Genomic DNA, 21,041 nt, shown 5'->3' on the forward strand with positions numbered 1-21,041 from the left:
TTTCATGCGGAATCGGAGCCGGTTTCGGCCAGGGAGCTGGGGCGGCGGATCATGTCGTGCAGCGCCGCGCCCGCCGGCACCATGGGGTAGACGCTGTCCTCCTGCTCGACCTTGAACTCGATGAGGGACGGGCCTGCGGCCGCCCGGGCCCGGGCCACGGCGGCGGCCAGATCGCCCCGGGCTTCCACCCGCTGGCCCGGAATGCCGAAGGCCTCCGCCAGCTTCACGAAGTCCGGCGACAGGATGGGCGTGGCGGCATAGCGGCCCTCGTAGAACATCGCCTGCCACTGGCGGACCATGCCCAGGTAGCCGTTGTTGATGATGGCAATGTGGACCTTCACGCCCTCCTGCACGGCCGTCATGAGCTCCGCGAAGGTCATCTGGAAGCCGCCGTCGCCCGCCACCACCCAGACCTCGGCCTCAGGCCGCGCCAGCTTGGCGCCGATGGCCGCGGGCAGCGCGAAGCCCATGGTGCCCGCGCCCCCGCTGGTGATGAGGCTCCGTTCGCCGTCGTGCTTGTAGTACTGGGCCTCCCACATCTGGTGCTGGCCCACATCGGTGACCACCACCGCCTCGCCCTTCGTGAGGCGCCAGAGGTCGTGCATGACATGGGCCGCATAGAGGTGCCCGTCGTCCGGCAGGTTCTGGATGTCGCGCACGGCGGAATCGCCCCGCCATTCCCGGATGGTGCCCAGCCAGCTCGAGCGGTCCGCCACCGGCACCTCGGGCAGCAGCGCCCGGAGCACTTCCAGCAGATCCCCCGCGATGGCCACTTCCACCGGCACATTCTTGTTCAGCTCGCTGGCGTCGATGTCGATGTGGATCTTCCGGGCGTTCGGGGCGTATGCCTTGAGCTTGCCGGTCACGCGGTCGTCGAAGCGCATGCCCAGGGCCAGCAGGAGGTCCGCCTCCTGGATGGCGCGGTTCACCCAGGATTCGCCGTGCATGCCCATCATCCCGAGGCTGAGGGGATGCGTGGCGGGTACGGCGCCCAGGCCCAGCAGGGTCAGGGCGAAGGGGATGTCGGCGCGCTCGGCCAGGGCCAGCACTTCGGCCCGGGCCCCGGCCAGCTGGATGCCGTGGCCGGCGAGGATGACGGGCCGCTTGGCGTGGCGGATCAACTCCAGCGCGCGCGCCAACCCGGCCGAATCCGGCGGGGGCGGTAGGTGGCGCCGGTGGCGCTGGGGCGCGGCCGCCTCCCAGTCCAGCGTCGCCCGGGACTGCTGGGCATCCTTGGTGATGTCCACCAGCACGGGGCCGGGGCGGCCGCTGCGGGCCACCGCGAAGGCCTCGCGGAGGGCCGGGACGATGTCTTCGGCCCCCGTCACCAGGTAGTTGTGCTTGGTGACGGGGATGGTGATGCCCGTGATGTCCACTTCCTGGAAGGCATCCGTGCCCAGCAGGGCCGAGCCCACCTGCCCGGTGATCGCCACCAGCGGCGTGGAGTCGAGCATGGCCGTGGCCAACCCGGTGACGAGGTTCGTGGCCCCGGGGCCCGAGGTGGCCACCACCACGCCCACGCGGCCCGAGGCCCGGGCATAGCCATCGGCCATGTGCGCGGCGCTCTGCTCGTGGCGCACCAGCACATGCCGGATCGGGTAGCCCACCATGGCGTCGTAGGTCGGCAGGATGGCTCCGCCGGGGTAGCCGAAGACCGTGTCCACCCCTTCGCGCAGGAGGCTCTCCCAGATTAGCTGGGCCCCGGTATGCGTCCCGTCCTGGCTCATGGGCACCCCCTTCACCGCGCGACCGTGATGGCGCCTTCGGCGGCGCTGGCCACCGTGGCGGCGTACTTGGCGAACACGCCCGTGCGGTAGCGCGGAGCCGGGGTTCGCCACTCGGCCCGACGCCGGGCCAGTTCCTCCCCGGCCACCTTCAGATCGAGCCGGCGCGAGGGGATGTCGAAGACCACGGTGTCGCCCTCCCGCACCAGCGCGATGGGGCCGCCCACGGCCGCCTCCGGCGCCACATGGCCTGCCATGAGCCCGCGGGTGGCGCCCGAGAAGCGGCCATCCGTGAGCAGCGCCACGGATTCGCCGAGGCCCGCACCCACCAGGGCCGCCGTGACGCCCAGCATTTCGCGCATCCCCGGGCCGCCCCGCGGGCCCTCGTAGCGGATCACCACCACATCGCCCGGGTCAATGCGCCCGGCCTGCACCGCGGCGAAGGCCTCATCCTCGGTTTCAAAGACGCGGGCCGGCCCGGTGTGGTGCAGCCGCTCGTGGCCCGCGACCTTCACCACGGCGCCTTCCGGGGCGAGGCTGCCCCGCAGGATGACCAGGCCCCCGCTCGTCTTGAGGGGATTCGACGCGGCGCGCACCACTTCCTGGCCGGGCGTCTCTTGGGCCGAGGCCAGCTCTTCCGCCAGGGTCCGCCCGGTCACCGTGAGCGCGGCGCCATGGACCTTGCCCCCTTCCAGCAGGCGCTGGGCCACCAGGCGGATGCCGCCGGCCGCGTGGAGATCCGTGGCCGTGAAGCGGCCGCCGGGCTTGAGGTCCGCCAGCAGGGGCGTGCGGGCGCTGATCTGGTCGAAGTCCTCAAGCGTCAGCGGGACGCCGGCCTCCCGGGCCAGGGCCAGGTAGTGCAGCACGGCGTTGGTGGATCCGCCGGTGGCGGCCACCGCGGCGATGGCGTTCTCGAAGGCTTCGCGGGTGAGGACGGCGCTGGGCCGCAGGTCCCGCTTCAGCAACTCCATCACGAGGCGCCCGCAGGTCTCGGCGGCCTCGCCCTTCCGGGGATCCTCTGCGGGAATGCCGTTGAGGCCCATGGGGCTGAGGCCGATGAGCTCGAGGCTGCTGGCCATGGTATTGGCCGTGAACTGGCCGCCGCAGGCCCCGGCGCCGGGACAGGCAGCATCCTCGACCTTCTTCAGGCCCGCGTCGTCCAGGCGGCCCGAGCTGTGGGCTCCCACGGCCTCGAAGACATCCTGCACGGTGAGGTCCCTGCCGTCGCACTGGCCCGGCGCCGTGGAGCCGCCGTAGAGGATGAGGCCGGGGATATCCAGGCGCGCCAGGGCCATGGCCACGCCGGGGTTGGTCTTGTCGCAGCCGGAGAGGCAGACCAGGCCGTCGAAGGCGTTGCCGCGCGCCACCAGCTCGATGGAATCCGCGATGACCTCTCGGCTCACCAGCGAGGCCTTCATGCCCTCGGTGCCCATGGTGATGCCGTCGCTGATCGAGACGGTGCAGAACTCCATGGGCGTGCCCCCGGCGGCGCGCACGCCGGCCTTCACGCGCTCGGCCAGTTCCCGCAGGTGGTAGTTGCAGGGACCGATCTCCGTCCAGGTGTTAGCGATGCCGATGATGGGCTTGGCCAGGTCCTCGTCCGTGAAGCCGATGGCCTTCAGCATGGCCCGGGCCGGAGCGCGATGGGCGCCCTGGGTGATGACTCGGCTGCGGCGGTTCAGGGGCTGGTCGGTGGGCGTCATGGCAATCCTCGGTGGCTCTTGAACGGGAACGGCCCCGCCGGTGGGTGCGGGGCCGTGGTCGGTGGAGATCCGAACAGCGCCCCTAGCCCGTCAGCCGCAGCACGAAGCCGAGGCCCACGGGCCGCACGATCACCACGATCCCGGGCCAGTGGGTCGGGATCGTGGGCGCGGAATCAGGAACGAGGGACATGGTTGAAGCCTTTGAAAAAGCTAGGGACGGGAACGGTGGCCTTCCGGGGAACCGCACCAGGAATAGGCCGAATCCACCAGGCGGGGAGCCCTGGCTCGGGGGGGACGGATGGCCTCGCGGATCCGGTCGCCCAGGGAGCGCGTGCCGTGGGGATGGATGGCGCCCTTCAGGTCGCCCGTGCCATGCCCGCCCTGAAGCACCCGGTCCACGGCGGATTCCAGCGCCAGGGCCTCGGCCTGGAGGTCCAGGCCGTGGCGCAGCAGCAGGGCCGCCGACAGGATGGTGCCGATGGGGTTGGCCCGGTCCTGGCCCGCGAGGTCCGGCGCCGATCCGTGGATGGGCTCGAAGACGCCCACCGACCCCCCGAGGCTCGCGGAAGGCAGCAGGCCCAGGGACCCCGCCAGCACGGCGGCCTCGTCGCTGAGGATGTCGCCGAAGAGGTTCTCCGTGAGCACCACATCGAAGTCCCGGGGCCGCGTGATGAGGGCCATGGCGAAGCTGTCCACATAGGCGTGCTGGACCTTCACGCCCGGGTAGGCCGGCGCCAGATCCTCCACCACCTGGCGCCACAGGCGCGAGGTCTCCAGCACATTGGCCTTGTCCACGGACACCAGGTTCCGGCGCCGGCCGGCCGCCAGTTCGAAGGCCACCTTGGCGACGCGCTCGATCTCGGCCCGGGTGTAGGGCAGCGTGTTCACGGCCGCCTGGTCCGAGTACGACCGGGGCTCGCCAAAATAGAGGCCGCCCGAAAGCTCCCGCACGAACATCAGGTCCGTCCCGCGGACGATCTCGGGTTTCAGCGGGGAGGCGTCCTCCAGGGCCGGGTGGACGGCCACCGGCCGCAGGTTGGCATAGAGGCCCAGGGCCTGCCGCAGGCGCAGGAGGCCGGACTCGGGCCGCTGGTGCCGGGGGCGCCCATCCCAGGCAGGACCGCCCACGGCCCCCAGCAGCACGGCCTGGCTGGACCGGCAGACCGCCAGCGTGGCTTCGGGCAGCGGATCGCCGGTAGCATCCACGGCCGCCCCGCCGATGAGAGCTTCCTGGAATTCAAAGCGGTGGCCGAACCGCTCCCCCACGGCCGACAGGCACGCCACGGCCTGGGCGGTGACCTCGGGCCCCACGCCATCTCCGGGGAGGACAGTGATCCGCGCGTCCATCCTCACACCCCCCAGCCGTACTGGTCGGGGTCGGCATCCGGGCCGTCGGCCAGGTTCGCGGCGGCGGCGGACAGGCCCTTGGCGGGTCGATCCGGAGTTTCAGGCTGGGGCTCAGGCGTGGCTTCGGCCATTCAACACCTCGTTTCGGCTTCGACCGGCGCAGAGGCGCGGCGGGCGAAGAGGACCTTGTTCGTGGCGTTGAGATAGGCCCGGGTGCTGGCCTCCACCACATCCGTGCTGGCCCCCTTGCCGCCGTGGATCACGCCGTCGAACTCCACCTGGACGAAGACCTCGCCCACGGCATCGGCGCCGCCCGTGAGGGAGTGGATCCGGAAATCCACCAGACGGCCGGTCAGTCCCGTGAGCTTGTCCACGGCCGCGAAGACGGCGTTCACCGGCCCGTCGCCCATGGCGGTCTCCGTGGCCTCGCCGCCCTCGGTGGCCAGGGTGACCAGGGCCGTGGCAAACATCGAGGTGCCCGCCGTGGCCTGGAGCGCCCGGAGCTTGAAGATTTCGGGGATGTGGGTCAGGCCGTCGCGGACGATGGCCAACAGGTCCTCGTCGAAGATCTCCTTCTTCTGGTCACTGAGCTTGGTGAACAGCTTGTAGGCCTTGTCCAGTTCCGTTCGGCCCAGGGCGTAGCCCAATTCCTCGAAGCGCTTGGCCAGGGCGTGGCGGCCCGAGTGCTTGCCGAGCACAAGGCTGGTCCGGCGGACGCCGACGGATTCCGGCGTCATGATCTCGTAGGTGGAGCGGTGGCTCAGCATGCCGTGCTGGTGGATGCCGCTCTCGTGGGCGAAGGCGTTGCGCCCCACGATGGCCTTGTTGGGCTGCACCTCGATGCCCGTGATGTGGGCGAGGGTCTGGCTGGCGCGGTAGATGGCCTCCTGGTTCACGCCCGTGGCGAAGGGAAGCGCGTCGCGGCGCACGGACAGCGCCATCACCACTTCCTCGAGCGCGGCATTGCCGGCGCGCTCGCCGATGCCGTTCACGGTGCATTCCACCTGCCGGGCCCCGGCCGCGACGGCGGCCAGGGAATTGGCCACCGCCAGCCCCAGGTCGTTGTGGCAGTGGACGCTGATGGTCACGCCTTCGATGCCCGGCACGCGGGCGCGGAGATGGCTGATGAGCTTCCCGTATTCGTCCGGGACGGTGTAACCGACGGTGTCCGGCACATTCAGCACCGTGGCGCCCTCCTCGATGGCCACGGCGAACACCTGCACCAGGTAGTCCCAGTCGCTGCGGGTGGCATCCTCGGCGGAGAACTCCACATCGGCGCAGAGCGCTTTAGCCCGCCGCACGCCGTCCCGGATCATCTCCAGGGCCTCGGCGCGGGTCTTCTGGAGCTTGTGGGCCAGGTGGATGTCGGAGGTGGCCAGGAATGTGTGGATGCGCGGTCGGGCAGCCTCCCGAAGGGCCTCCCAGGCGCGGTCGATGTCCCGGGGGAGGGCCCGGCAGAGGGCGGCGATCACGGGCTTCCGGCACTCCCGGGCGATGGCCTGCACCGCGGAGAAGTCGTCGTCTGAAGCCACGGGGAAACCCGCCTCGATGACATCGACGCCCAGGGCCTCCAGCTGGCGGGCCATCTGCAGCTTCTCGTCGAGGTTCATGCTGCAGCCCGGGGACTGCTCGCCGTCGCGAAGCGTGGTGTCGAAGATGGCGATCCGCTCGGTGCCCATGGGGGTACTCCTGGACCGGCCGGGGCCGGAGGGATCACCTAAAGATCGTCGGGGTCGAACTATAAATACATTTAATTTTTTTTATGATTACATAAGTAATACTTAAGATCCTACACTCTCACGCGGGAGGCCCCATGGATCTCGGGCAGCTGGAGACATTCCTGGTGGTGGCGCAGGAGAAGAGTTTCTCCCGGGCCGCGGAGCGCCTCTTCCGCACCCAGCCCGCCGTGAGCCTCGCCCTCAAGAAACTCGAGGAGGAGCTGGGCGAGACCCTGCTGGACCGGACCACCAAGGGCGGCGTCCTCACGGATGCCGGCACCACCCTGTTGCCGCTGGCCCAGCGCATGTTCGACCTGAGACAGGAGATCTTCGACACCTTCGGGGCCCTGAAGGGGCTCCAGCAGGGCCGCCTGAATGTCGGGGCCAACGAAAGCGTGTCGGAGTTCCTGCTGCCCCGGATCCTGCTGGCCTACCAGCAGGCCTGCCCGGCCATCAAGATCCAGGCCTACCGCCAGACCTCGGAGCGCATTCCGGCCGAGGTGCTGGACCGCAGGCTCGATGTGGGCTTCGTCTCCTACGACGCGCTGCATCCCGAGCTGGTGAGCCAGGTCATCCACCGCGACCGCATGGTGCTGGTGGTGCCTCCGGGACACCGCTTCGCCCGGCGGAAGAACCTCCGCATCGCCGATCTGGCAGAGGACCGCTTCGTGGCCCACAACGCCCCCACGCCCACCCGGACCGCCATCATCGAGCTGTTCGCGCGCTGCGAGACGCCCCTGCGGCTCACCATGGAGCTGGCCTCCATCGCCACCATCCTGGAGTTCGTGGCCCTGGGCGCCGGACTGGCCATCCTGCCGCGGATGACCGTGGCCGCCGCGGTCCGCGAGGGCCGCCTGGTGGAGGTGCCCGTGCACGAGCTCCAGCTGGAGAAGCTCATCCGCATCGTCACCCGTCGCGAAGCGGCCCAGTCCCCGGCCACCCGCGCCTTCCTCGGCCTCATCCGCTCCATCGACTTCAGCCAGCCCCTGCCCGGCCCTGGGAGGAAACGCCCATGACTCCGCGAACCCTCTACGACAAGATCTGGGACGAGCACCTGGTGGCCACCCGCGCCGACGGCACCAGCCTGCTCTACATCGACCGGCACCTGGTCCACGAGGTCACCAGCCCGCAGGCCTTCGAAGGCCTGCGGGAAGCCCAGCGCCCGCTCCGCCGACCCAACGCCATCCTCTCCGTGGCCGACCACAATGTCCCCACCCTCCACCGGGAGAAGGGCATCGCCGACGAGACCTGCCGCCTTCAGGTCGAAGCCCTCGAGGCGAATGTGAAGGCCTACGGCGTACCCTACCTGCCCCTGCTCGACGACCGGCAGGGCATCGTCCATGTGGTGGGCCCGGAGCAGGGCTTCACCCTGCCCGGCACCACCATCGTCTGCGGCGACAGCCACACCAGCACCCACGGCGCCTTCGGGGCCCTGGCCTTCGGCATCGGCACCAGCGAGGTCGAGCATGTGATGGCCACCCAGACCCTGCCGCAGCGGAAGTCGCGCAACCTGCGCGTGCGCTTCGAGGGCGCTCTGCCCCGGGGGCTCGGCGCCAAGGACCTGGCCCTGGCGCTGATCGGCCGCATCGGCACCGCCGGCGGCACCGGCCATGTCATGGAGTTCACCGGAGCCGCGGTCCGCGCCCTGTCCATGGAGGGCCGCATGACCCTCTGCAACATGAGCATCGAAGGCGGGGCGCGCTCCGGCCTGGTGGCTCCGGACGACACCACCTTCGCCTACCTGCACGGCCGGCCCATGGCCCCCCAAGGCGCCCTGTGGGACCAGGCCCTGGCCCATTGGCGCGGCCTGGCCTACGAGGAGGGGGGGGTCTTCGACCGGGAAGTCGTGCTGGACATCTCGGAACTGGCTCCCCAGGTCACCTGGGGCACCAGTCCCCAGTGGGTGACGGACATCACCGGCCGCGTGCCCGATCCCGCCTCGGCGACCACGCCCGATGATCGGCAGGCCATGCTGCGCGCCCTTGACTACATGGATCTCCGGCCCGGCACGCCCATCGAGGAGATCGCCCTGCAGGCCGTCTTCATCGGCTCCTGCACCAACGGCCGCATCGAGGATCTCCGCGAGGCCGCCGCGGTGGCGAAGGGCCGCCGGGTCGCACCGGGCATCCGCGCCCTGGTGGTGCCGGGCTCGGGTCTGGTGAAGCGGCAGGCCGAGGCCGAGGGCCTGGACCGGATCTTCCTGGAGGCCGGCTTCGAGTGGCGCCAGCCCGGCTGCAGCATGTGCCTGGGCATGAACGAGGATCGCCTCGCCGAGGGCGTCCGCTGCGCCAGCACCAGCAACCGCAACTTCGAAGGCCGGCAGGGCCGCGGCAGCCGCACCCACCTGGTGAGTCCCGGCATGGCCGCCGCCGCGGCCGTGACGGGCCACTTCACCGATGTGCGCCGATGGCTGGAGGCTTGAGATGGAACCGTTCACCACCCTCACCGGCATCGCGGCGCCCCTGCTGCGCGCCAACATCGACACGGACCTCATCATTCCCAAGCAGTTCCTGAAGACGCTGGTGCGCTCGGGCCTGGGCAAGAACCTCTTCCAGGAGATCCGGTACGACGCCCAAGGGCGGGAGCGCGCGGATTTCATCTTGAACCAGGCACCCTACCGCCGCGCCTCGATCCTGCTCGCCGGGCCGAACTTCGGCTGCGGCTCCAGCCGCGAACACGCGCCCTGGGCCCTTAAGGACTTCGGCATCCGCTCCATCCTGGCGCCCAGCTTCGCTGACATCTTCTTCACCAACTGCTTCGCCAACGGCCTCCTGCCGGCGATCCTCCCCATGGAGGCCCTAGAGGCCCTGGCGGCGGTCGAGGGCCCGCTGACCGTGGACCTCCCCGCCCAGCAGGTGCGCGGCGGCGGCCAGACCTTCGCCTTCGCCATCGAGCCTGCCCGCAAGGCCGTGCTGCTCGAAGGGCTCGACGAGATCCGGCGCACCGAGGCGAACCTGGCCGACATCGCCGCCTTCGAGGCCCGCCGGCGCGAAGAAGCGCCCTGGCTGGAGACCCGCGTGTCCTGAGAGCAGGCTACCCTGGAAGGCCAACCTCCAGGATGCCGCATGAAATCCATGACCGCCTTCGCCGAGATCGTCCGTCCCCTGGAGGCCGGGCAGCTGCGGCTCACGCTCCGCAGCGTCAACCACAAGGCCCTGGACCTCAGCCTGCGCCTGCCCCCCGCCCTGTTTCCCCTGGAGGCCGGGCTGCGCGCCCAGGTGCGCGAGGCCGCCCAGCGCGGGAAGCTGGACCTGGTGGTCGAGGTCCAAGACGAGCCCTCGCTGGAGCCCCGCATGAACCGCGCCCTGCTGCGCGCCGTGGCCAAGGGCTGGCAGGAGGACGCGGAGTGGCTGAACCTGCCCTCCCTCACGGCCGAGGCCTTCTTCCGCCTGCCCGGGGCCTTCCAGTCCCCCGCGTCGGATCTCGGCGAACGGCTCCAGGCTCCGGTCCACGAGGCGCTGAAGGCCCTCCTGGAAGCCTGGAACGCGGGCCGGGCCCGCGAGGCGGAGCGGCTGCGCCCCTTCTTCGAGGACGGGCTGGCCCGGCTGCGCTCGCTGCGCGAGCGCCTCCAGGCCGAGGCGGAAACCCAGGCCGCCGAGCTTCCGGGCCTCTACCGCCAGCGCATCGAGCAGATCCTCGAGGACGCCCGCCTGGCCGGCCAGCTGCCCGCCGAGCGCCTGCTGGCCGAGGCCGGTGTGCTGGCCGAACGCCAGGATGTGCGGGAGGAGCTGACCCGGCTCGCCGCGCACCTGGACGACTTTGCGGAGCGGCTGGCGAAGGGCCGCCTCGAAGGCAAGGCCGTGGATGTGTGGTGCCAGGAGGTGCTGCGCGAGCTCAACACCACCGGCAGCAAGTGCAAGCGCATCGAGATGACCCGCGCCGTCATGGAGGCCAAGGGCGTCCTCGATCAGATCCGGGAGCAGTCCGCCAACCTGGAGTAGCCGCTCTCAGTGTTCTCCGTAGGTCTTCTCGCCGGCCGGGATCCGCACCTTCAGCTGGTTCTGCTTCGGGGGCAGCGGACAGGTGGCGAAGGGCGTGAAGGCGCAGGGCGGGTTGACGGCCCGGTTGAAGTCGAGGACAAGCTTCCCGTCCTTGGGCGGATCGGCGTAGAGGAAACGCCCCGCAGGATAGGTTTCGGCGCCGGCCGTGCCATCCCGGAAGATGAAGAAGAACTTCGAGTCCGGCCCGCCCTCCTGCACGGGCTGCAGGGTGTAGGAGCGCCCCTTGAGCCGGAACCGCACCAGGCCGGGTGCAGGCATGGCTTCCGTGGTGCCGAGCACCGTGGGGATGGCCACGGTCCTGGGTGTGGGATAAGGCTTGAAGGTGGCCACGACCCGGTAGGCGGCATCCGGTGGAAAGGCGTCCACACCCTTGAATGCCTTGAGTGCCGGGTTGGCGGTGTCCTTCACCCGGACGGCGTAGCGGTCGCCGCGGCGGATGACATGGAAGCGCAGCGTCCCTGCCCGCAGGACATCCGGCTCGCCTTCCGCATCCGTGCGCAGGGGGGTCTCCTCCACGGTTTTCCCGCGGAGGGTCACTCCGGCGCCGGGCTCGGCGCGGAAGGTCACGCGGCCCTGATCCAGCCGGAAGACGCCGACCCGGGACGGCACACCGCTCGGCAGGACCACGGGAAGGCCCGCCTCCGATCCCGCCTCGTTCGCCCCCTCCTTCAGGAAGTGCAGCCCCACCAGGCTGAGCCACCCTTCCTCCGCCGACAGGGAACGGAATCGCTCGGCCCGCCAGCTCTGGTGGGCCGCAACGAACTCGGCAGGCGCCTGGGCCAGAAGACCGGGAGCCGCGAGGAGGAGGGGGATGGATCTCAGGATCTGGGGTGCATGAAGCATGGGTCGGCTCCAGTCAGGGTTCGTAGGAGAGGTCCATGGCGCCCTTCCAGACGCCGAAGAGCCGGGTGCGGGTCCAGTCCTCCGCGTTGGGCCGCAGGCGGCGCAGGCGGCGGGAGAGGAACCACACGGAACCATCCTTCAGGCGAACCTCGTCATAGGGCGCCAGGCGGACCTTCGCCATGTCCTCGGGATCGATCTTCCCGGGGAACGCGGCCCAGGCCCATCGCGCGGCGGCCAGGCCCTCGGCCCAGGCGCGGCTCTCCATCAGCCCGGGATCCGTCGCCACCCGCAGGCCGGCGATGCCCGCGGGTCCGTGGATGAAGCCGGCGGACCTGGCGAGCGTCGTCCCCCGGCGCAGGAAGGGGCCGCTACCCGGCACGCGCCACCGCGAGAGCTGCGCCGGAAGATCCGCCTGACGGGCCTTGAAGCGAAGCTCCAGAGTGTCTGGATCGATCACCCGGGAGTGCCCTTCCAGCCGCGTCAGGTTCGCTGCGAGCGCCGCGGCGAGCCTCCCGGCGTCGAGCAGTTTTCCATCCTGCATCCTCCAGCCGGGGATCACCGACAACCGCCAGCGGCGGCCGTGGCGGCTGCCCTGGAGCCCGGAGAGCAGCTGGCCCGCCCATCCCCCCTCCGGCCCCCTCTCCAGCAGCGTGAGGTCGGACTGGGTGGCCAGGAAGGCTTCCAGCTTTTCCCCGGCGGGCAGAAGCGCCTCAAGGACCACCTCGTCCTCCCCGTACTCCGGCCGGGCGGGCACGAAGAGCGCCTGCCCGGGCGTCAGGGGTACCGGCACGAGGGTGTCCTGGTACCACAGGTACCCGGCGATGCCCGCTGCGATCAGTGCCAGGGCGGCAAAGAGGAGGCGACCCTTCATGGTTCTCCCTTCAAGCGGTGCGAAGCAGGTGGGCCAGCGGTTCGAGGCGGCGCAGCGCCTCCTCGATGTCGGCCATCTCCAGGTCGCGGTGCGGGATGAAGCGGACGGCCGATCCCACGGGCAGGGCCCGAACGCCGACTCCTTCCAGCGCCGCCAGGGCCGCGGGCGCGTCCGGTACGGGCACCAGCAGGATGTTGGTCTCGGGAACCGGCGCGGCGACGCCGAAGCCGCGCAGCCCCTCCGCGAGACGACGGGTCTTGGCATGGTCCTCGGCGATCCGGGGCAGGTAGTCCAGGGCCACCAGCCCGGCCGCGCCCACGACGCCGCCCTGGCGCACACCGCCGCCCAGCATCTTGCGCAGGCGCCGCGCGTCGGCGATGGCCGCCCGCGATCCCGCCAGCAGCGAACCCATGGGGGCGCCCAGGCCTTTGCTGAGGCAGACCTGCACGGTATCCACGCCTTCCGCCAGCGCCGAGGGCGGAAGCCCCAGGGCCGCCGCCGCGTGCCAGATCCGCGCGCCATCCAGGTGCACCGCCAGCTTCGCGGCCTTGGCAGCGGCCACCAGGGCGCGATGCTCGGCCTGGGGCGTCACGGCTCCGCCCGCGAAGTTGTGCGTGTTCTCCAGGCAGAGCAGCGTCGTGCGCAATGAATAGTAGGGGCCGGGAGCCCCGGCGGCCTTCGTCACCTGGGCGGGCGTGGGCCGGCCGGGACCGCCCTCCCAGGCCAGGGCCTCAGGCATGCCGCCCGCCAGCCAGGCCCCCGTGCCCAGTTCCGCGCCCAGCACATGGGCCTGGGCCGGCGCCAGGAACCGGTCGCCGCGCTTCAGGTGGAGCATCAGTCCGATGAGGTTGCCCATGCAGCCTGAAGGCACCCACAGGGCCGCCTCCAGCCCCAGCAGGTCGGCCACGCGACCCTCCAGCCGGGCCAGGGTGGGATCCTGCTCCAGCACATCGTCGCCCACTTCCGCGGCGGCCATGGCGGCGCGCATCTCCTTTGAAGGCTGGGTCACGGTGTCGGAGCGGAGGTCGATGGGTCGCATGGGGAGATTCAATCACGGGCCCCGGCTTTTGGGTTGACGAAACAAGTTTGTATTGCAAACTTGTTTCGTGACTAAAGCCGGAACCACCTCCAAGGCCATCCTCAGCCTCGATCGCATGGTCCACGAACCCGCCCGCCTGGCGATCCTCACCGTCCTGGCGGCGGCGGAGGAGGTGGGCTTCCTCTTCCTTCAGCGGGTCACCGGCCTGAGCAAGGGCAACCTCTCCAGCCACACCCAGAAGCTGGAGGGGGCCGGCTACCTCGAGACGGTCAAGGCCTTCCAGGGCCGCATTCCCGTCACCAGCTTCCGCATCACGGAGGATGGGCGGACGGCCCTCAGGGCCTATCACAAGCAGCTGCGGGCCCTGTTGCCCGAGGAAGGCAGGCGATGAGCGGGATCGATCTCGAGAAGCTGGAAGCGCTCACCCACGATTATGCCGAATTCGATTCCCGGAAGAGCGGCCTCGCCACGGCGCTCGGCGGAGCGATGGCCCTGCTCATGACCCTGCATGTGTTCTCCCATGCCACGAGAACCCTCCTCGGTCCCTGGTGGCGCCTCCAGGCCATCCTGATCTTCCTCATGCCCCTGCTCTGGCTTCCCCTGAAGCAGCTGCTCTTCCATTGGCTCTACCGCGGGCTGGGCCCCGTGAAGGCGCTTCAGGATGCGGCGCACGAACAGAGGAAGTGGCGCTGGATCTTCGCCATCGCCCTGATCCTGATGACCTTCCAGACCCTCGTCCTCGTTGGTTTCGTGAGCGGGTATGCAGGCGTTCTCCAGCACCCGGAAACCATCCAGCAGCTGCCGGCGAGGCTGCCTTCCCTCTGGATGTCCTGGCTGTGGGTCGCGGCCCTCCCGTGGCTCTACCTGCTGCTGGCCCCCTGGTGGATCAAGGGGGTGGAGGAGGCCCGCGCCTACCTCGTCCTCGTCGGTCAGGGCGTGATCTGGATCGCCTTCGGATTCAACCAGGCAGGGGCGAACATCGACCAGGCGACCCGGGGCTGGATGCTTCCGGTCTTCCTGGGAATCCAGCTCGGCGTCTTCGTCTGGGCCCTCCGGACGATCCGGCGAGGCTGGAAGGAGCACCGCGAGTACCTGGCCATTCTCCAAGCCCTTCCTCGGGAATCCTGACCGCTCTGGCACACTGGTTCTTTGCGCCGGAGCTTGAATGAACCTGTTGCACGCCATCCTCCTGGGTCTGATCCAGGGCCTGACGGAATTCCTGCCCGTCTCCTCCACCGCGCACCTCACGCTGGCCGAGCACCTGATGTTCGGGGGTCGCCCCATGCCGCTGGCCTTCGATGTGCTGCTCCACGGGGGCACCCTCATCGCGCTGATGGTCTATTTCCGCCGCGAGCTGGTGCAGCTGGTGATGGGCTGCCTGGGACGGGATGCCGAGGGTCGCAAGCTGGCCTTCTGGCTGTTCCTGGCCATGATCCCCACGGGCATTTTCGGGTTGGCCACCCGCGGGGTGAAGGAAGCCGCCAAGGAGCACCTCTGGGTCTATGGGATCGGCCTCCTCTGCACATCGGGCCTGCTCTTCCTCGCCAACCGGATGAGCCGCGAGCGCAACAACATGCTCAGCGAGGATCAGGCCGGCCGGGGCATCGGCGACCTGCGGGCCTCGGACGCGCTGGCCGTCGGCACCATCCAGGGCCTCGGCGGGGGTTTCGGCCTGTCCCGCTCGGGCTCCACCATCGCCATGGGCGTGTTCCAGGGCCTGCGCCTGCCGGCCTCGGCCCGCTTCAGCTTCCTCCTCGGCATGCCCACCATCGCCGCGGCCGCCGTGGTGGAACTCCGCGGCCTGCTCAAGCCCCTGTTCAAGCACCAGCCCCTGCCTGCGGAGCTGGCCTTCCCCGCCGGGTCGGCGGCTCCCGGGCTGCTGTGCGTGGCCGGCGTGCTTGCCGCGGCTATCTCGGGCTACCTGGCCATCGGCCTCCTGGATCGCTTCACCCGCAAGCCGCGGCTCAACGGGTTCGCCCTCTACTGCCTGGGCCTGGGCCTGGTGATGCTGGTCCTGGGCGGCACGGGCGCCCTCAACCACCACTGAAGGCGCGGGCCGCGCCGTTCGCCGGCCCGTATCCTCCGTTCGCCGGTCTGGCCCAGAGCCCCCCGGATTCGTGGCCTAGACTTGGGCTTTCCCATCCGGAGGCCCGGTGATCCAGCTGAACGAGGTCCACAAATCCTTCACCGTGAAGGACCGGAAGACCCGCGTCACCAAGCGCATCGATGCGGTGCGCGGCATCTCGCTGCAGGTGAATCCCGGCGAGATCTACGGCCTGCTCGGGCCTAACGGCGCCGGGAAGTCCACCACCTTGCGGATGATCGCGGGCCTCATGGATCCCGATGGCGGATCCATCCATGTCTGCGGTCTCGACACCCGGGTGAAGCCCGAGGCAGTGCGCGGCTGTCTGGGGTACCTCAGCACGGACATGGGCGTCTACACCCGCTTCACGCCCCGCGAACTGCTGCGGATCTTCGGCGAGTTCCAGGATGTGGATCCGGTGACCGCCGAACGCCGGGGCATGCACCTGCTCGAGAAGCTCCACCTGGCGGATTTCGCGGATGTGAAGATGGAGGGCTTCTCCTCGGGTCAGAAGCAGAAGGTGAGCATCGCCCGGGCCCTGCTGCACGATCCCAAGGTGGTGATCTTCGATGAGCCCACCACCGGCCTCGATGTGCTCACCGCCAAGACCGTGCTGGACCTGCTCCGCATCATGCGCGAGGAGGGCCGCACCGTGATCGTGTCCACCCATGTCATGCCCATGGTCGAGGAGATCTGCGACCGCGTGGGCATCATCTTCGACGGCCGGCTGCACGGAGACGCGCCGCCACACGAGATCCTGCAGAGCCGACGCGCCAAGACCCTCGACGAGGTCTTCTTCCAGCTCGCAGCCGAATCCGAGGGAGGCAACTGATGCGCGGCGCCCTGCTCATCGCCAAGAAGGAGTTCCTGGAACTCTCGAAGGACCGCAAGACGCTGTTCTTCGCCTTCGTCCTGCCCTTCCTGCTCTACCCGGCCATCTTCGGCATGATGGCCAAGATGTCCAAGCGGGATGAGGCCCAGAACCGCAACAAGGCCAGCCGCATCTATGTCTCGGACCCCTCGGGCGCCCTCACCGGCGTGCTGCAGGGCGACCCGAAGCGCTTCGAGCTCGTGCCGAAGCCCGAGGGCGACCTGAAGCAGGCGCTGCGCGACCAGAAGCTGGACCTGGCCCTGGAGGTAGCTCCCGGAGCGGCCGCGGCCCTGGAGAAGCACGAGACTTTCACCGTCGCCGTCTCCGTGGACGAAAGCGAGCGCACCTCCGAGATGGCGCTCAAGCGCCTCCGCGAAGCCGTGAAGGGCCAGGAGAAGACCTGGGTCCAGGCGCGCCTCCAGGGGCTGGGGGCCTCGGCCCAGCTGGCCGAGCCTGTGAAGCTGGAGGTCAAGAATGCGGCGGACACGGCCCTGGAGATGGGCAAGGTCATGGGCCGGCTCCTGCCCTACCTGCTGATGATCATGATGTACACCGGTGCCATGCAGCACGGCATCTACGCCACTGCCGGCGAGAAGGAGCGGCACACGCTCCTGAGCCTCATGGCCACGCGGCTGCCGCGCAACCAGATCATTCTCGGGAAGCTGCTCTACATCTTCTGCATGGGGGTCATCGCGGCCCTGCTGAACCTGCTGAGCATGGGACTCTCCATCCCCTTCATGGGCGGCGGCTCCACGGGCTCCATGCAGGCCGTGGCGGCCATCGCCAACCCCATGACGCTGGGCCTCACCTTCCTGATCATGGTCCCCCTGGGGCTGTTCTTCTCGAACTTCATCCTGCTCATGGGCATCCAGGCCAAGAACACCATCGAGGCGGGCAGCGCCATCACACCGGGCATCTTCCTGGTGGTCTTCCTGGGCGTCTTCACCATGGCCCCGGGCGTGGACAAGATGGCGTTCCTGTCCTATGTGCCCGTGGTGAATGTCTGCCTGGCCCTCCGCAAACTTTTCAGCCAGCAGTTCAGCTGGGCCGAGTACCTGATCGCCTTCGCCATGACCGTAGGCCTGGCGGGCATCATGACCCTGGTTTCCACCCGGGTTCTGAACCGGGAGAAGGCGTTGTTCAAGGCCTGAGGGCCCATCCCTTGCACCGCCCTCCGCACCGGGTCCGGGATTTGCCGGCGGAAACCTGTCACTCTATAGTTTCCACAAGGTTTCCAGAGGATCCACGCATGGCGACGAAGGCTAAGTCAGAATCCACCCCCAAGTCCGCCCCGGCCCCCGCTCCGGCGACCGCCCATCCCTCGCCCCTCGCAGCCACCTTCGCGAAGGCCGTGAAGCTCGTGGATTCGGGAAAGCACCCCGAGGCCGTGAAGGCCCTCGAGGCCCTGATCCAGGAGGCCCAGGCGGCCGGCGACTGGGCCGTGAAGCGCCGGGCGCAGGTCTACCTCGCCCTTTCGGAATCCAAGGTCCATCCCGCCAAGGCCGTTGCTGCGGACCCGGTCACGGAAATCCAGGCCTGCCTCAACCGCCGGGATACCGACGAAGCCATCAAGATGGCGGAGAAGGCCCTCAAGAGCCACCCCACCGCGGGTTCACTGCATTACCTCAAGGCTGTGGCCTTCGCCCAGGCTGAGAATGTCGAAGCTTCCGCCGAAAGCCTGAAGAAGGCCATGGAACTGGATGCCGACCTGGTCTTCCAGTGGCACATGGAGCCGGATTTCAATCCGATCCGCAAGTCCCCCCTCTTCGCCTTCACCGAGGGCCGCTAGGCTCCGTCAGGGCATGGGATCGGTCTGATGCCCAGCCCCCCGGCCCTTCACGCCGACCAGCCTCTCAAGGTGGTGGCCCTGGGCGGTGGGACCGGCTTGGCCGCCCTGTTGCGGGCCCTGAAGCGCGAAGCGGGACGCAGCCGGGAGCCCTGGCGGCTCACGGGCATCGTCACCGTCTCCGACAACGGGGGCTCCTCGGGGCGTCTCCGGGATGAGCTGGGCGGCCTCCCCCCGGGCGATCTCCGCAACTGCCTCGCAGCCTTGACCCTGGAGGATTCGGCCCTGTCCGACCTCCTCAACTACCGTTTCAAGGGGGAGGGCAGTCTCGCGGGCCACTCCCTCGGCAACCTCATGCTCTGGGCCCTGGCGGACCTCACAGGCGACTGGGTGCGGGCCATCCGGCAGCTCTCGAGCGTTCTCGTCACCGTGGGCAGGCTCTTCCCCTCGACCATCATGCCCGTCACCCTCTGCGCCGAGGACCTGGCGGGGGTGCGGTATGTGGGGGAGACCGCCGTGGGGTCCTGCCGCCCCCCCCTCGCCCGGCTCTGGCTGGAGCCCAGGGGTGCCGAACCCCTGCCCGAGGCCGTCCTGGCCCTCCTGCGCGCCGACCTGGTGATCCTGTCGCCGGGCAGCCTCTATTCCTCGACCATCTCCAACCTCCTGCTCCCGGAACTGCAGGAGGCCGTGGCCATCTCCCGGGCCCCCGTCCTCTATGTGGCCAACCTGATGACCGAGCCCGGCGAGACCGCCGGGCTGGATCTCGAAGGGCACCTCAGCGCGATCTCGGCTTTCGGCCGGGTCCAGGTCTCCGCCGTGATCGCCAACGCCGACCCCCTGCCGCCGGATATGCTCGCCCGCTACCGGGAGGAGGGCGGCGAGCCCCTGATCGCCTCCGGGGACCGCGTCCTGGACATTCCGATCCACCGGTTCCCCCTGCTGGACCCGGAGGCCCCCCTGGCCCGGCATCACCCCAGCCTGCTGAACCAGGCCATCCGGGAGACCCTCACCCGACTTTGAGGTCGCCGGGCGGGCCCCGGGGACCGAGATGCGCGAGGACCGTGACCCCTCACGCCCGGCCCCGCCCTGCCGATAGGTAGGTGAAGGGGCCCGGCGGCCCTTGTAGATTTATCGGCAGGTTCATTTTCCGACAAGGAATCTGGGGTACCCTTTAGGCTTGGCAGGGAGCATGAGTTGGCGCTGAGTGGCGATCTTGCGACGATGGGCCTGGAAGACATCTTCCAGTGGCTGGCCGTGGGCAAGAAGACCGGCGTCCTGGAGCTGCGGGGCTCCCTGCACACCAAGCGCGTGGCCTTCCACGAGGGCCGCATCACCAGCATCTGGTCCTCGGATCCCCGCGAGTACCTGGGCCAGTATCTGCTCGCCTTCAACCGCATCACCGAAGAGCAGCTGCGCGACGCCCTGGCCACCCAGGAGGACGAGCAGCAGCTCCTGGGACGCATCCTCATCAACCGCCAGCTGGTGACCGAGGCCGAGATCCGGCGCATCGTCCAGCTCAAGGTGGAGGAGAGCATCTACGACACCTTCCTGTGGAATGTGGGCAGCTTCGAGTTCCACGATGGCGCCGCCTCCCACCAGAAATCCATGCTCCTCAGCCTCGATGTCACCGGCATCGTGCTGGAGGGCGCCCGCCGCATGGATGACTGGAAGCGCATCCGCAAAGTCATCAAGGGCGGCGATGCCGTGCTGGCCCCCATCTCCGAGGCCATCGCCGAGCGCCTGCCCCTGGCGACCGATGACGCCGACATCCTCGCGCGGCTGGACGGCCACAAGCGGGTGGACCAGCTGGTGCTGGACATGCGGATGCCCGAGTACAAGATCAACAAGCTGCTCTTCGACCTTCACGAGAAGGGCCTCGTCCGCATCCTCAACTCCGGCGGCAACCTCGGCGAAAACCCCAGCCTCCAGCTCCAGCGGGCCCGGGCCCTGGTGGAGAAGCAGAAGCTGCAAGAGGCCCAGGAAGAGCTCCGCCGCATCCTGAAGGACCAGCCCCGCCACCTCGATGCCAGCAAGATGATGGCCGTGGTCCAGGATCTGCTGGAGGACAAGAAGCTGGATCAGGACCTGATCCCCGAGCTGGCCGTGAGCCTCGACGAGCTGATGACGACGAACCTCGGCCCCAACGAGGCCTTCCTCGCCAGCAGGGTCAATGGGCTCTGGGCCATCCGCGACATCCTCACCATCGCTCCTTTCGAGCAGGATGAATGCCTCGCCATCTTCTCCAAGCTCATCAAGCGTGGGATTCTCAAGACCACGAAACCCGCCCAGGGGGGTCATCAGCCGGATGCCTTGCGCTGAACCCTCCGCACCCGGAGGCGCCATGCGCATCGTCCTCGCCCTGCTGCTGATCGCCGTGCCCCTCGCGGCGGCCAGGAAACCGACGCCCGCCCAGCTGGAGGCCCAGGTCCGTCGTCTCACCGAAGAGCGGGATGGCCTCAAGCAGCGGCTGGCGGCCACGGAGGACCTGCAGCAGGAACTGGCGGCGTCTCAGAAAGCCCGGGACCTGGCCCGGTCCGAGGCCCAGGCCGCCCGCCGCGAGGCCGAGCAGGTGCGCGCCACCCTCACGGAGAACCAGGGGGGCGGCGAGGCCATCCTCAAGGAGTTGCAGGCCGCGAAGCAGGAAGCCGCTGACGCCAAGGCCGAGGCGGCCAGGCTCAAGGCCGAAAACGATGAGTTCCGCAGCAAGGCCGGGGCGACTCCGGCCGAAGGGGACTTGGTGCTGCTGAGCGAAGACATCCAGCCCGCCCGGCCCCTGAACCTGAACCGGGTCGTGCCGCGCCTGAAGTCCTCGGGCTTCTTCTCGGGGCGGCCCAAGGGCGTGGTGGTGGTGAATGTCCTGGTCAGCGAGAAGGGTGAGGTCATCGCCGCCCGCCTGATCCAGGGGCTGCCGGGCGAGGGCCCGGATGGGAAAGACGCCGGCGAAGCCTGCGTGGAGGCCGCCAAGAAGATCGTCTTCGATCCCGCCACCTCCAAGGACGGCAAGACCCGCTTCAAGGTCTGGCAGGGCGTGGGGTTCTACCTGGATTGACCCCCG

Annotated in this window: 21 protein-coding genes; 13 read left to right on the forward strand and 8 right to left on the reverse strand. The window is 69.4% G+C overall.

What is annotated here, in order from left to right; translation table 11 throughout:
* Positions 1-2: 2 nt before the first annotated feature.
* The 5 genes from ilvB to QUD34_RS09530 form a co-directional block, all read right to left on the reverse strand.
* Positions 3-1,727: a biosynthetic-type acetolactate synthase large subunit gene (gene ilvB / locus QUD34_RS09510; RefSeq protein ID WP_286353462.1), complete on the reverse strand. Its 1,725-nt coding sequence runs from the start codon at positions 1,725-1,727 to the stop codon at positions 3-5.
* An 11-nt stretch (positions 1,728-1,738) separates the two neighbouring features.
* Positions 1,739-3,427 carry a dihydroxy-acid dehydratase gene (gene ilvD, locus QUD34_RS09515; protein ID WP_286353463.1) on the reverse strand — a complete coding sequence of 563 codons (1,689 nt, stop codon included), beginning with the start codon at positions 3,425-3,427 and terminating at the stop codon, positions 1,739-1,741.
* A 210-nt stretch (positions 3,428-3,637) separates the two neighbouring features.
* On the reverse strand, positions 3,638-4,774 hold the full coding sequence (leuB, locus tag QUD34_RS09520; RefSeq protein ID WP_286353464.1) for a 3-isopropylmalate dehydrogenase: 1,137 nt from the start codon (positions 4,772-4,774) through the stop codon (positions 3,638-3,640).
* A 2-nt stretch (positions 4,775-4,776) separates the two neighbouring features.
* Positions 4,777-4,905, reverse strand: coding sequence for a hypothetical protein (locus QUD34_RS09525; protein WP_286353465.1), 129 nt, complete (start codon positions 4,903-4,905; stop codon positions 4,777-4,779).
* Positions 4,906-6,453, reverse strand: coding sequence for a 2-isopropylmalate synthase (locus QUD34_RS09530; protein WP_286353466.1), 1,548 nt, complete (start codon positions 6,451-6,453; stop codon positions 4,906-4,908).
* Positions 6,454-6,587: 134 nt separating this feature from the next.
* Here QUD34_RS09530 and QUD34_RS09535 point away from each other — a divergent pair, with 134 nt between their 5' ends.
* Genes QUD34_RS09535 through QUD34_RS09550 form a run of 4 tightly spaced genes read left to right on the forward strand, consistent with a single transcriptional unit; the run spans position 6,588 to position 10,433 of the window.
* Complete coding sequence (locus tag QUD34_RS09535) at positions 6,588-7,508, forward strand: LysR family transcriptional regulator (RefSeq protein ID WP_286353467.1); 921 nt, start codon at positions 6,588-6,590, stop codon at positions 7,506-7,508.
* A complete protein-coding gene (leuC, locus tag QUD34_RS09540) occupies positions 7,505-8,914 on the forward strand; it encodes a 3-isopropylmalate dehydratase large subunit (RefSeq protein ID WP_286353468.1) in 1,410 nt (469 codons plus the stop codon). The genes QUD34_RS09535 and leuC overlap by 4 nt, the downstream gene beginning before the upstream one ends.
* A 1-nt stretch (position 8,915) precedes the next feature.
* Positions 8,916-9,518 carry a 3-isopropylmalate dehydratase small subunit gene (gene leuD / locus QUD34_RS09545; protein ID WP_286353469.1) on the forward strand — a complete coding sequence of 201 codons (603 nt, stop codon included), beginning with the start codon at positions 8,916-8,918 and terminating at the stop codon, positions 9,516-9,518.
* A 39-nt stretch (positions 9,519-9,557) separates the two neighbouring features.
* Positions 9,558-10,433, forward strand: coding sequence for a YicC family protein (locus QUD34_RS09550; RefSeq protein ID WP_286353470.1), 876 nt, complete (start codon positions 9,558-9,560; stop codon positions 10,431-10,433).
* Between the two features lie 6 nt (positions 10,434-10,439).
* Here QUD34_RS09550 and QUD34_RS09555 read toward each other — a convergent pair whose 3' ends face one another.
* From QUD34_RS09555 to QUD34_RS09565, 3 genes are read right to left on the reverse strand one after another with little or no spacing between them, the layout of a single operon-like run.
* Positions 10,440-11,336: a DUF1684 domain-containing protein gene (locus QUD34_RS09555; protein ID WP_286353471.1), complete on the reverse strand. Its 897-nt coding sequence runs from the start codon at positions 11,334-11,336 to the stop codon at positions 10,440-10,442.
* Between the two features lie 13 nt (positions 11,337-11,349).
* A complete protein-coding gene (locus QUD34_RS09560; RefSeq protein WP_286353472.1) occupies positions 11,350-12,207 on the reverse strand; it encodes a hypothetical protein in 858 nt (285 codons plus the stop codon).
* 10 nt (positions 12,208-12,217) lie between these two features.
* On the reverse strand, positions 12,218-13,246 hold the full coding sequence (locus tag QUD34_RS09565; RefSeq protein WP_286353473.1) for a GntG family PLP-dependent aldolase: 1,029 nt from the start codon (positions 13,244-13,246) through the stop codon (positions 12,218-12,220).
* 67 nt (positions 13,247-13,313) lie between these two features.
* Here QUD34_RS09565 and QUD34_RS09570 point away from each other — a divergent pair, with 67 nt between their 5' ends.
* The 9 genes from QUD34_RS09570 (at position 13,314) to QUD34_RS09610 (ending at position 21,035) form a co-directional block, all read left to right on the forward strand.
* Positions 13,314-13,637: a winged helix-turn-helix domain-containing protein gene (locus tag QUD34_RS09570; RefSeq protein WP_286353474.1), complete on the forward strand. Its 324-nt coding sequence runs from the start codon at positions 13,314-13,316 to the stop codon at positions 13,635-13,637.
* Positions 13,634-14,374: a hypothetical protein gene (locus tag QUD34_RS09575; protein WP_286353475.1), complete on the forward strand. Its 741-nt coding sequence runs from the start codon at positions 13,634-13,636 to the stop codon at positions 14,372-14,374. The genes QUD34_RS09570 and QUD34_RS09575 overlap by 4 nt, the downstream gene beginning before the upstream one ends.
* Positions 14,375-14,411: 37 nt before the next feature.
* Positions 14,412-15,293 (forward strand): undecaprenyl-diphosphate phosphatase, encoded by an 882-nt coding sequence (locus QUD34_RS09580; RefSeq protein WP_286353476.1) that lies wholly within the window; start codon positions 14,412-14,414, stop codon positions 15,291-15,293.
* A gap of 106 nt (positions 15,294-15,399) precedes the next feature.
* Complete coding sequence (locus QUD34_RS09585) at positions 15,400-16,161, forward strand: ABC transporter ATP-binding protein (protein ID WP_286353477.1); 762 nt, start codon at positions 15,400-15,402, stop codon at positions 16,159-16,161.
* Positions 16,161-17,351 (forward strand): ABC transporter permease, encoded by a 1,191-nt coding sequence (locus QUD34_RS09590; RefSeq protein ID WP_286353478.1) that lies wholly within the window; start codon positions 16,161-16,163, stop codon positions 17,349-17,351. Before QUD34_RS09585 ends, QUD34_RS09590 begins: the two co-directional genes overlap by 1 nt.
* Positions 17,352-17,449: 98 nt before the next feature.
* Complete coding sequence (locus tag QUD34_RS09595) at positions 17,450-17,989, forward strand: TPR end-of-group domain-containing protein (RefSeq protein ID WP_286353479.1); 540 nt, start codon at positions 17,450-17,452, stop codon at positions 17,987-17,989.
* Between the two features lie 27 nt (positions 17,990-18,016).
* Positions 18,017-19,006 carry a gluconeogenesis factor YvcK family protein gene (locus QUD34_RS09600; RefSeq protein ID WP_286353480.1) on the forward strand — a complete coding sequence of 330 codons (990 nt, stop codon included), beginning with the start codon at positions 18,017-18,019 and terminating at the stop codon, positions 19,004-19,006.
* A gap of 174 nt (positions 19,007-19,180) precedes the next feature.
* Positions 19,181-20,305 carry a DUF4388 domain-containing protein gene (locus QUD34_RS09605; protein ID WP_286353481.1) on the forward strand — a complete coding sequence of 375 codons (1,125 nt, stop codon included), beginning with the start codon at positions 19,181-19,183 and terminating at the stop codon, positions 20,303-20,305.
* A gap of 22 nt (positions 20,306-20,327) precedes the next feature.
* Entirely contained in the window at positions 20,328-21,035 is a 708-nt protein-coding gene (locus tag QUD34_RS09610) for a hypothetical protein (protein WP_286353482.1), read from the forward strand.
* Positions 21,036-21,041 lie beyond the last annotated feature (6 nt).

The sequence above is a fragment of the Geothrix oryzae genome (assembly GCF_030295385.1).
GTDB lineage: Bacteria > Acidobacteriota > Holophagae > Holophagales > Holophagaceae > Geothrix > Geothrix oryzae.

What these genes read in the sequence shown, in the direction of transcription:
- QUD34_RS09560 (WP_286353472.1), bottom strand. Translation starts at nt 12,207, where the DNA reads ATGAAGGGTCGCCTCCTCTTTGCCGCCCTGGCACTGATCGCAGCGGGC.
- leuC (WP_286353468.1), top strand. Translation starts at nt 7,505, where the DNA reads ATGACTCCGCGAACCCTCTACGACAAGATCTGGGACGAGCACCTGGTG.
- QUD34_RS09590 (WP_286353478.1), top strand. Translation starts at nt 16,161, where the DNA reads ATGCGCGGCGCCCTGCTCATCGCCAAGAAGGAGTTCCTGGAACTCTCG.
- leuB (WP_286353464.1), bottom strand. Translation starts at nt 4,774, where the DNA reads ATGGACGCGCGGATCACTGTCCTCCCCGGAGATGGCGTGGGGCCCGAG.
- QUD34_RS09580 (WP_286353476.1), top strand. Translation starts at nt 14,412, where the DNA reads ATGAACCTGTTGCACGCCATCCTCCTGGGTCTGATCCAGGGCCTGACG.
- QUD34_RS09600 (WP_286353480.1), top strand. Translation starts at nt 18,017, where the DNA reads ATGCCCAGCCCCCCGGCCCTTCACGCCGACCAGCCTCTCAAGGTGGTG.
- ilvB (WP_286353462.1), bottom strand. Translation starts at nt 1,727, where the DNA reads ATGAGCCAGGACGGGACGCATACCGGGGCCCAGCTAATCTGGGAGAGC.
- leuD (WP_286353469.1), top strand. Translation starts at nt 8,916, where the DNA reads ATGGAACCGTTCACCACCCTCACCGGCATCGCGGCGCCCCTGCTGCGC.
- ilvD (WP_286353463.1), bottom strand. Translation starts at nt 3,427, where the DNA reads ATGACGCCCACCGACCAGCCCCTGAACCGCCGCAGCCGAGTCATCACC.
- QUD34_RS09535 (WP_286353467.1), top strand. Translation starts at nt 6,588, where the DNA reads ATGGATCTCGGGCAGCTGGAGACATTCCTGGTGGTGGCGCAGGAGAAG.
- QUD34_RS09530 (WP_286353466.1), bottom strand. Translation starts at nt 6,453, where the DNA reads ATGGGCACCGAGCGGATCGCCATCTTCGACACCACGCTTCGCGACGGC.
- QUD34_RS09595 (WP_286353479.1), top strand. Translation starts at nt 17,450, where the DNA reads ATGGCGACGAAGGCTAAGTCAGAATCCACCCCCAAGTCCGCCCCGGCC.
- QUD34_RS09550 (WP_286353470.1), top strand. Translation starts at nt 9,558, where the DNA reads ATGAAATCCATGACCGCCTTCGCCGAGATCGTCCGTCCCCTGGAGGCC.
- QUD34_RS09525 (WP_286353465.1), bottom strand. Translation starts at nt 4,905, where the DNA reads ATGGCCGAAGCCACGCCTGAGCCCCAGCCTGAAACTCCGGATCGACCC.
- QUD34_RS09610 (WP_286353482.1), top strand. Translation starts at nt 20,328, where the DNA reads ATGCGCATCGTCCTCGCCCTGCTGCTGATCGCCGTGCCCCTCGCGGCG.
- QUD34_RS09565 (WP_286353473.1), bottom strand. Translation starts at nt 13,246, where the DNA reads ATGCGACCCATCGACCTCCGCTCCGACACCGTGACCCAGCCTTCAAAG.
- QUD34_RS09575 (WP_286353475.1), top strand. Translation starts at nt 13,634, where the DNA reads ATGAGCGGGATCGATCTCGAGAAGCTGGAAGCGCTCACCCACGATTAT.
- QUD34_RS09555 (WP_286353471.1), bottom strand. Translation starts at nt 11,336, where the DNA reads ATGCTTCATGCACCCCAGATCCTGAGATCCATCCCCCTCCTCCTCGCG.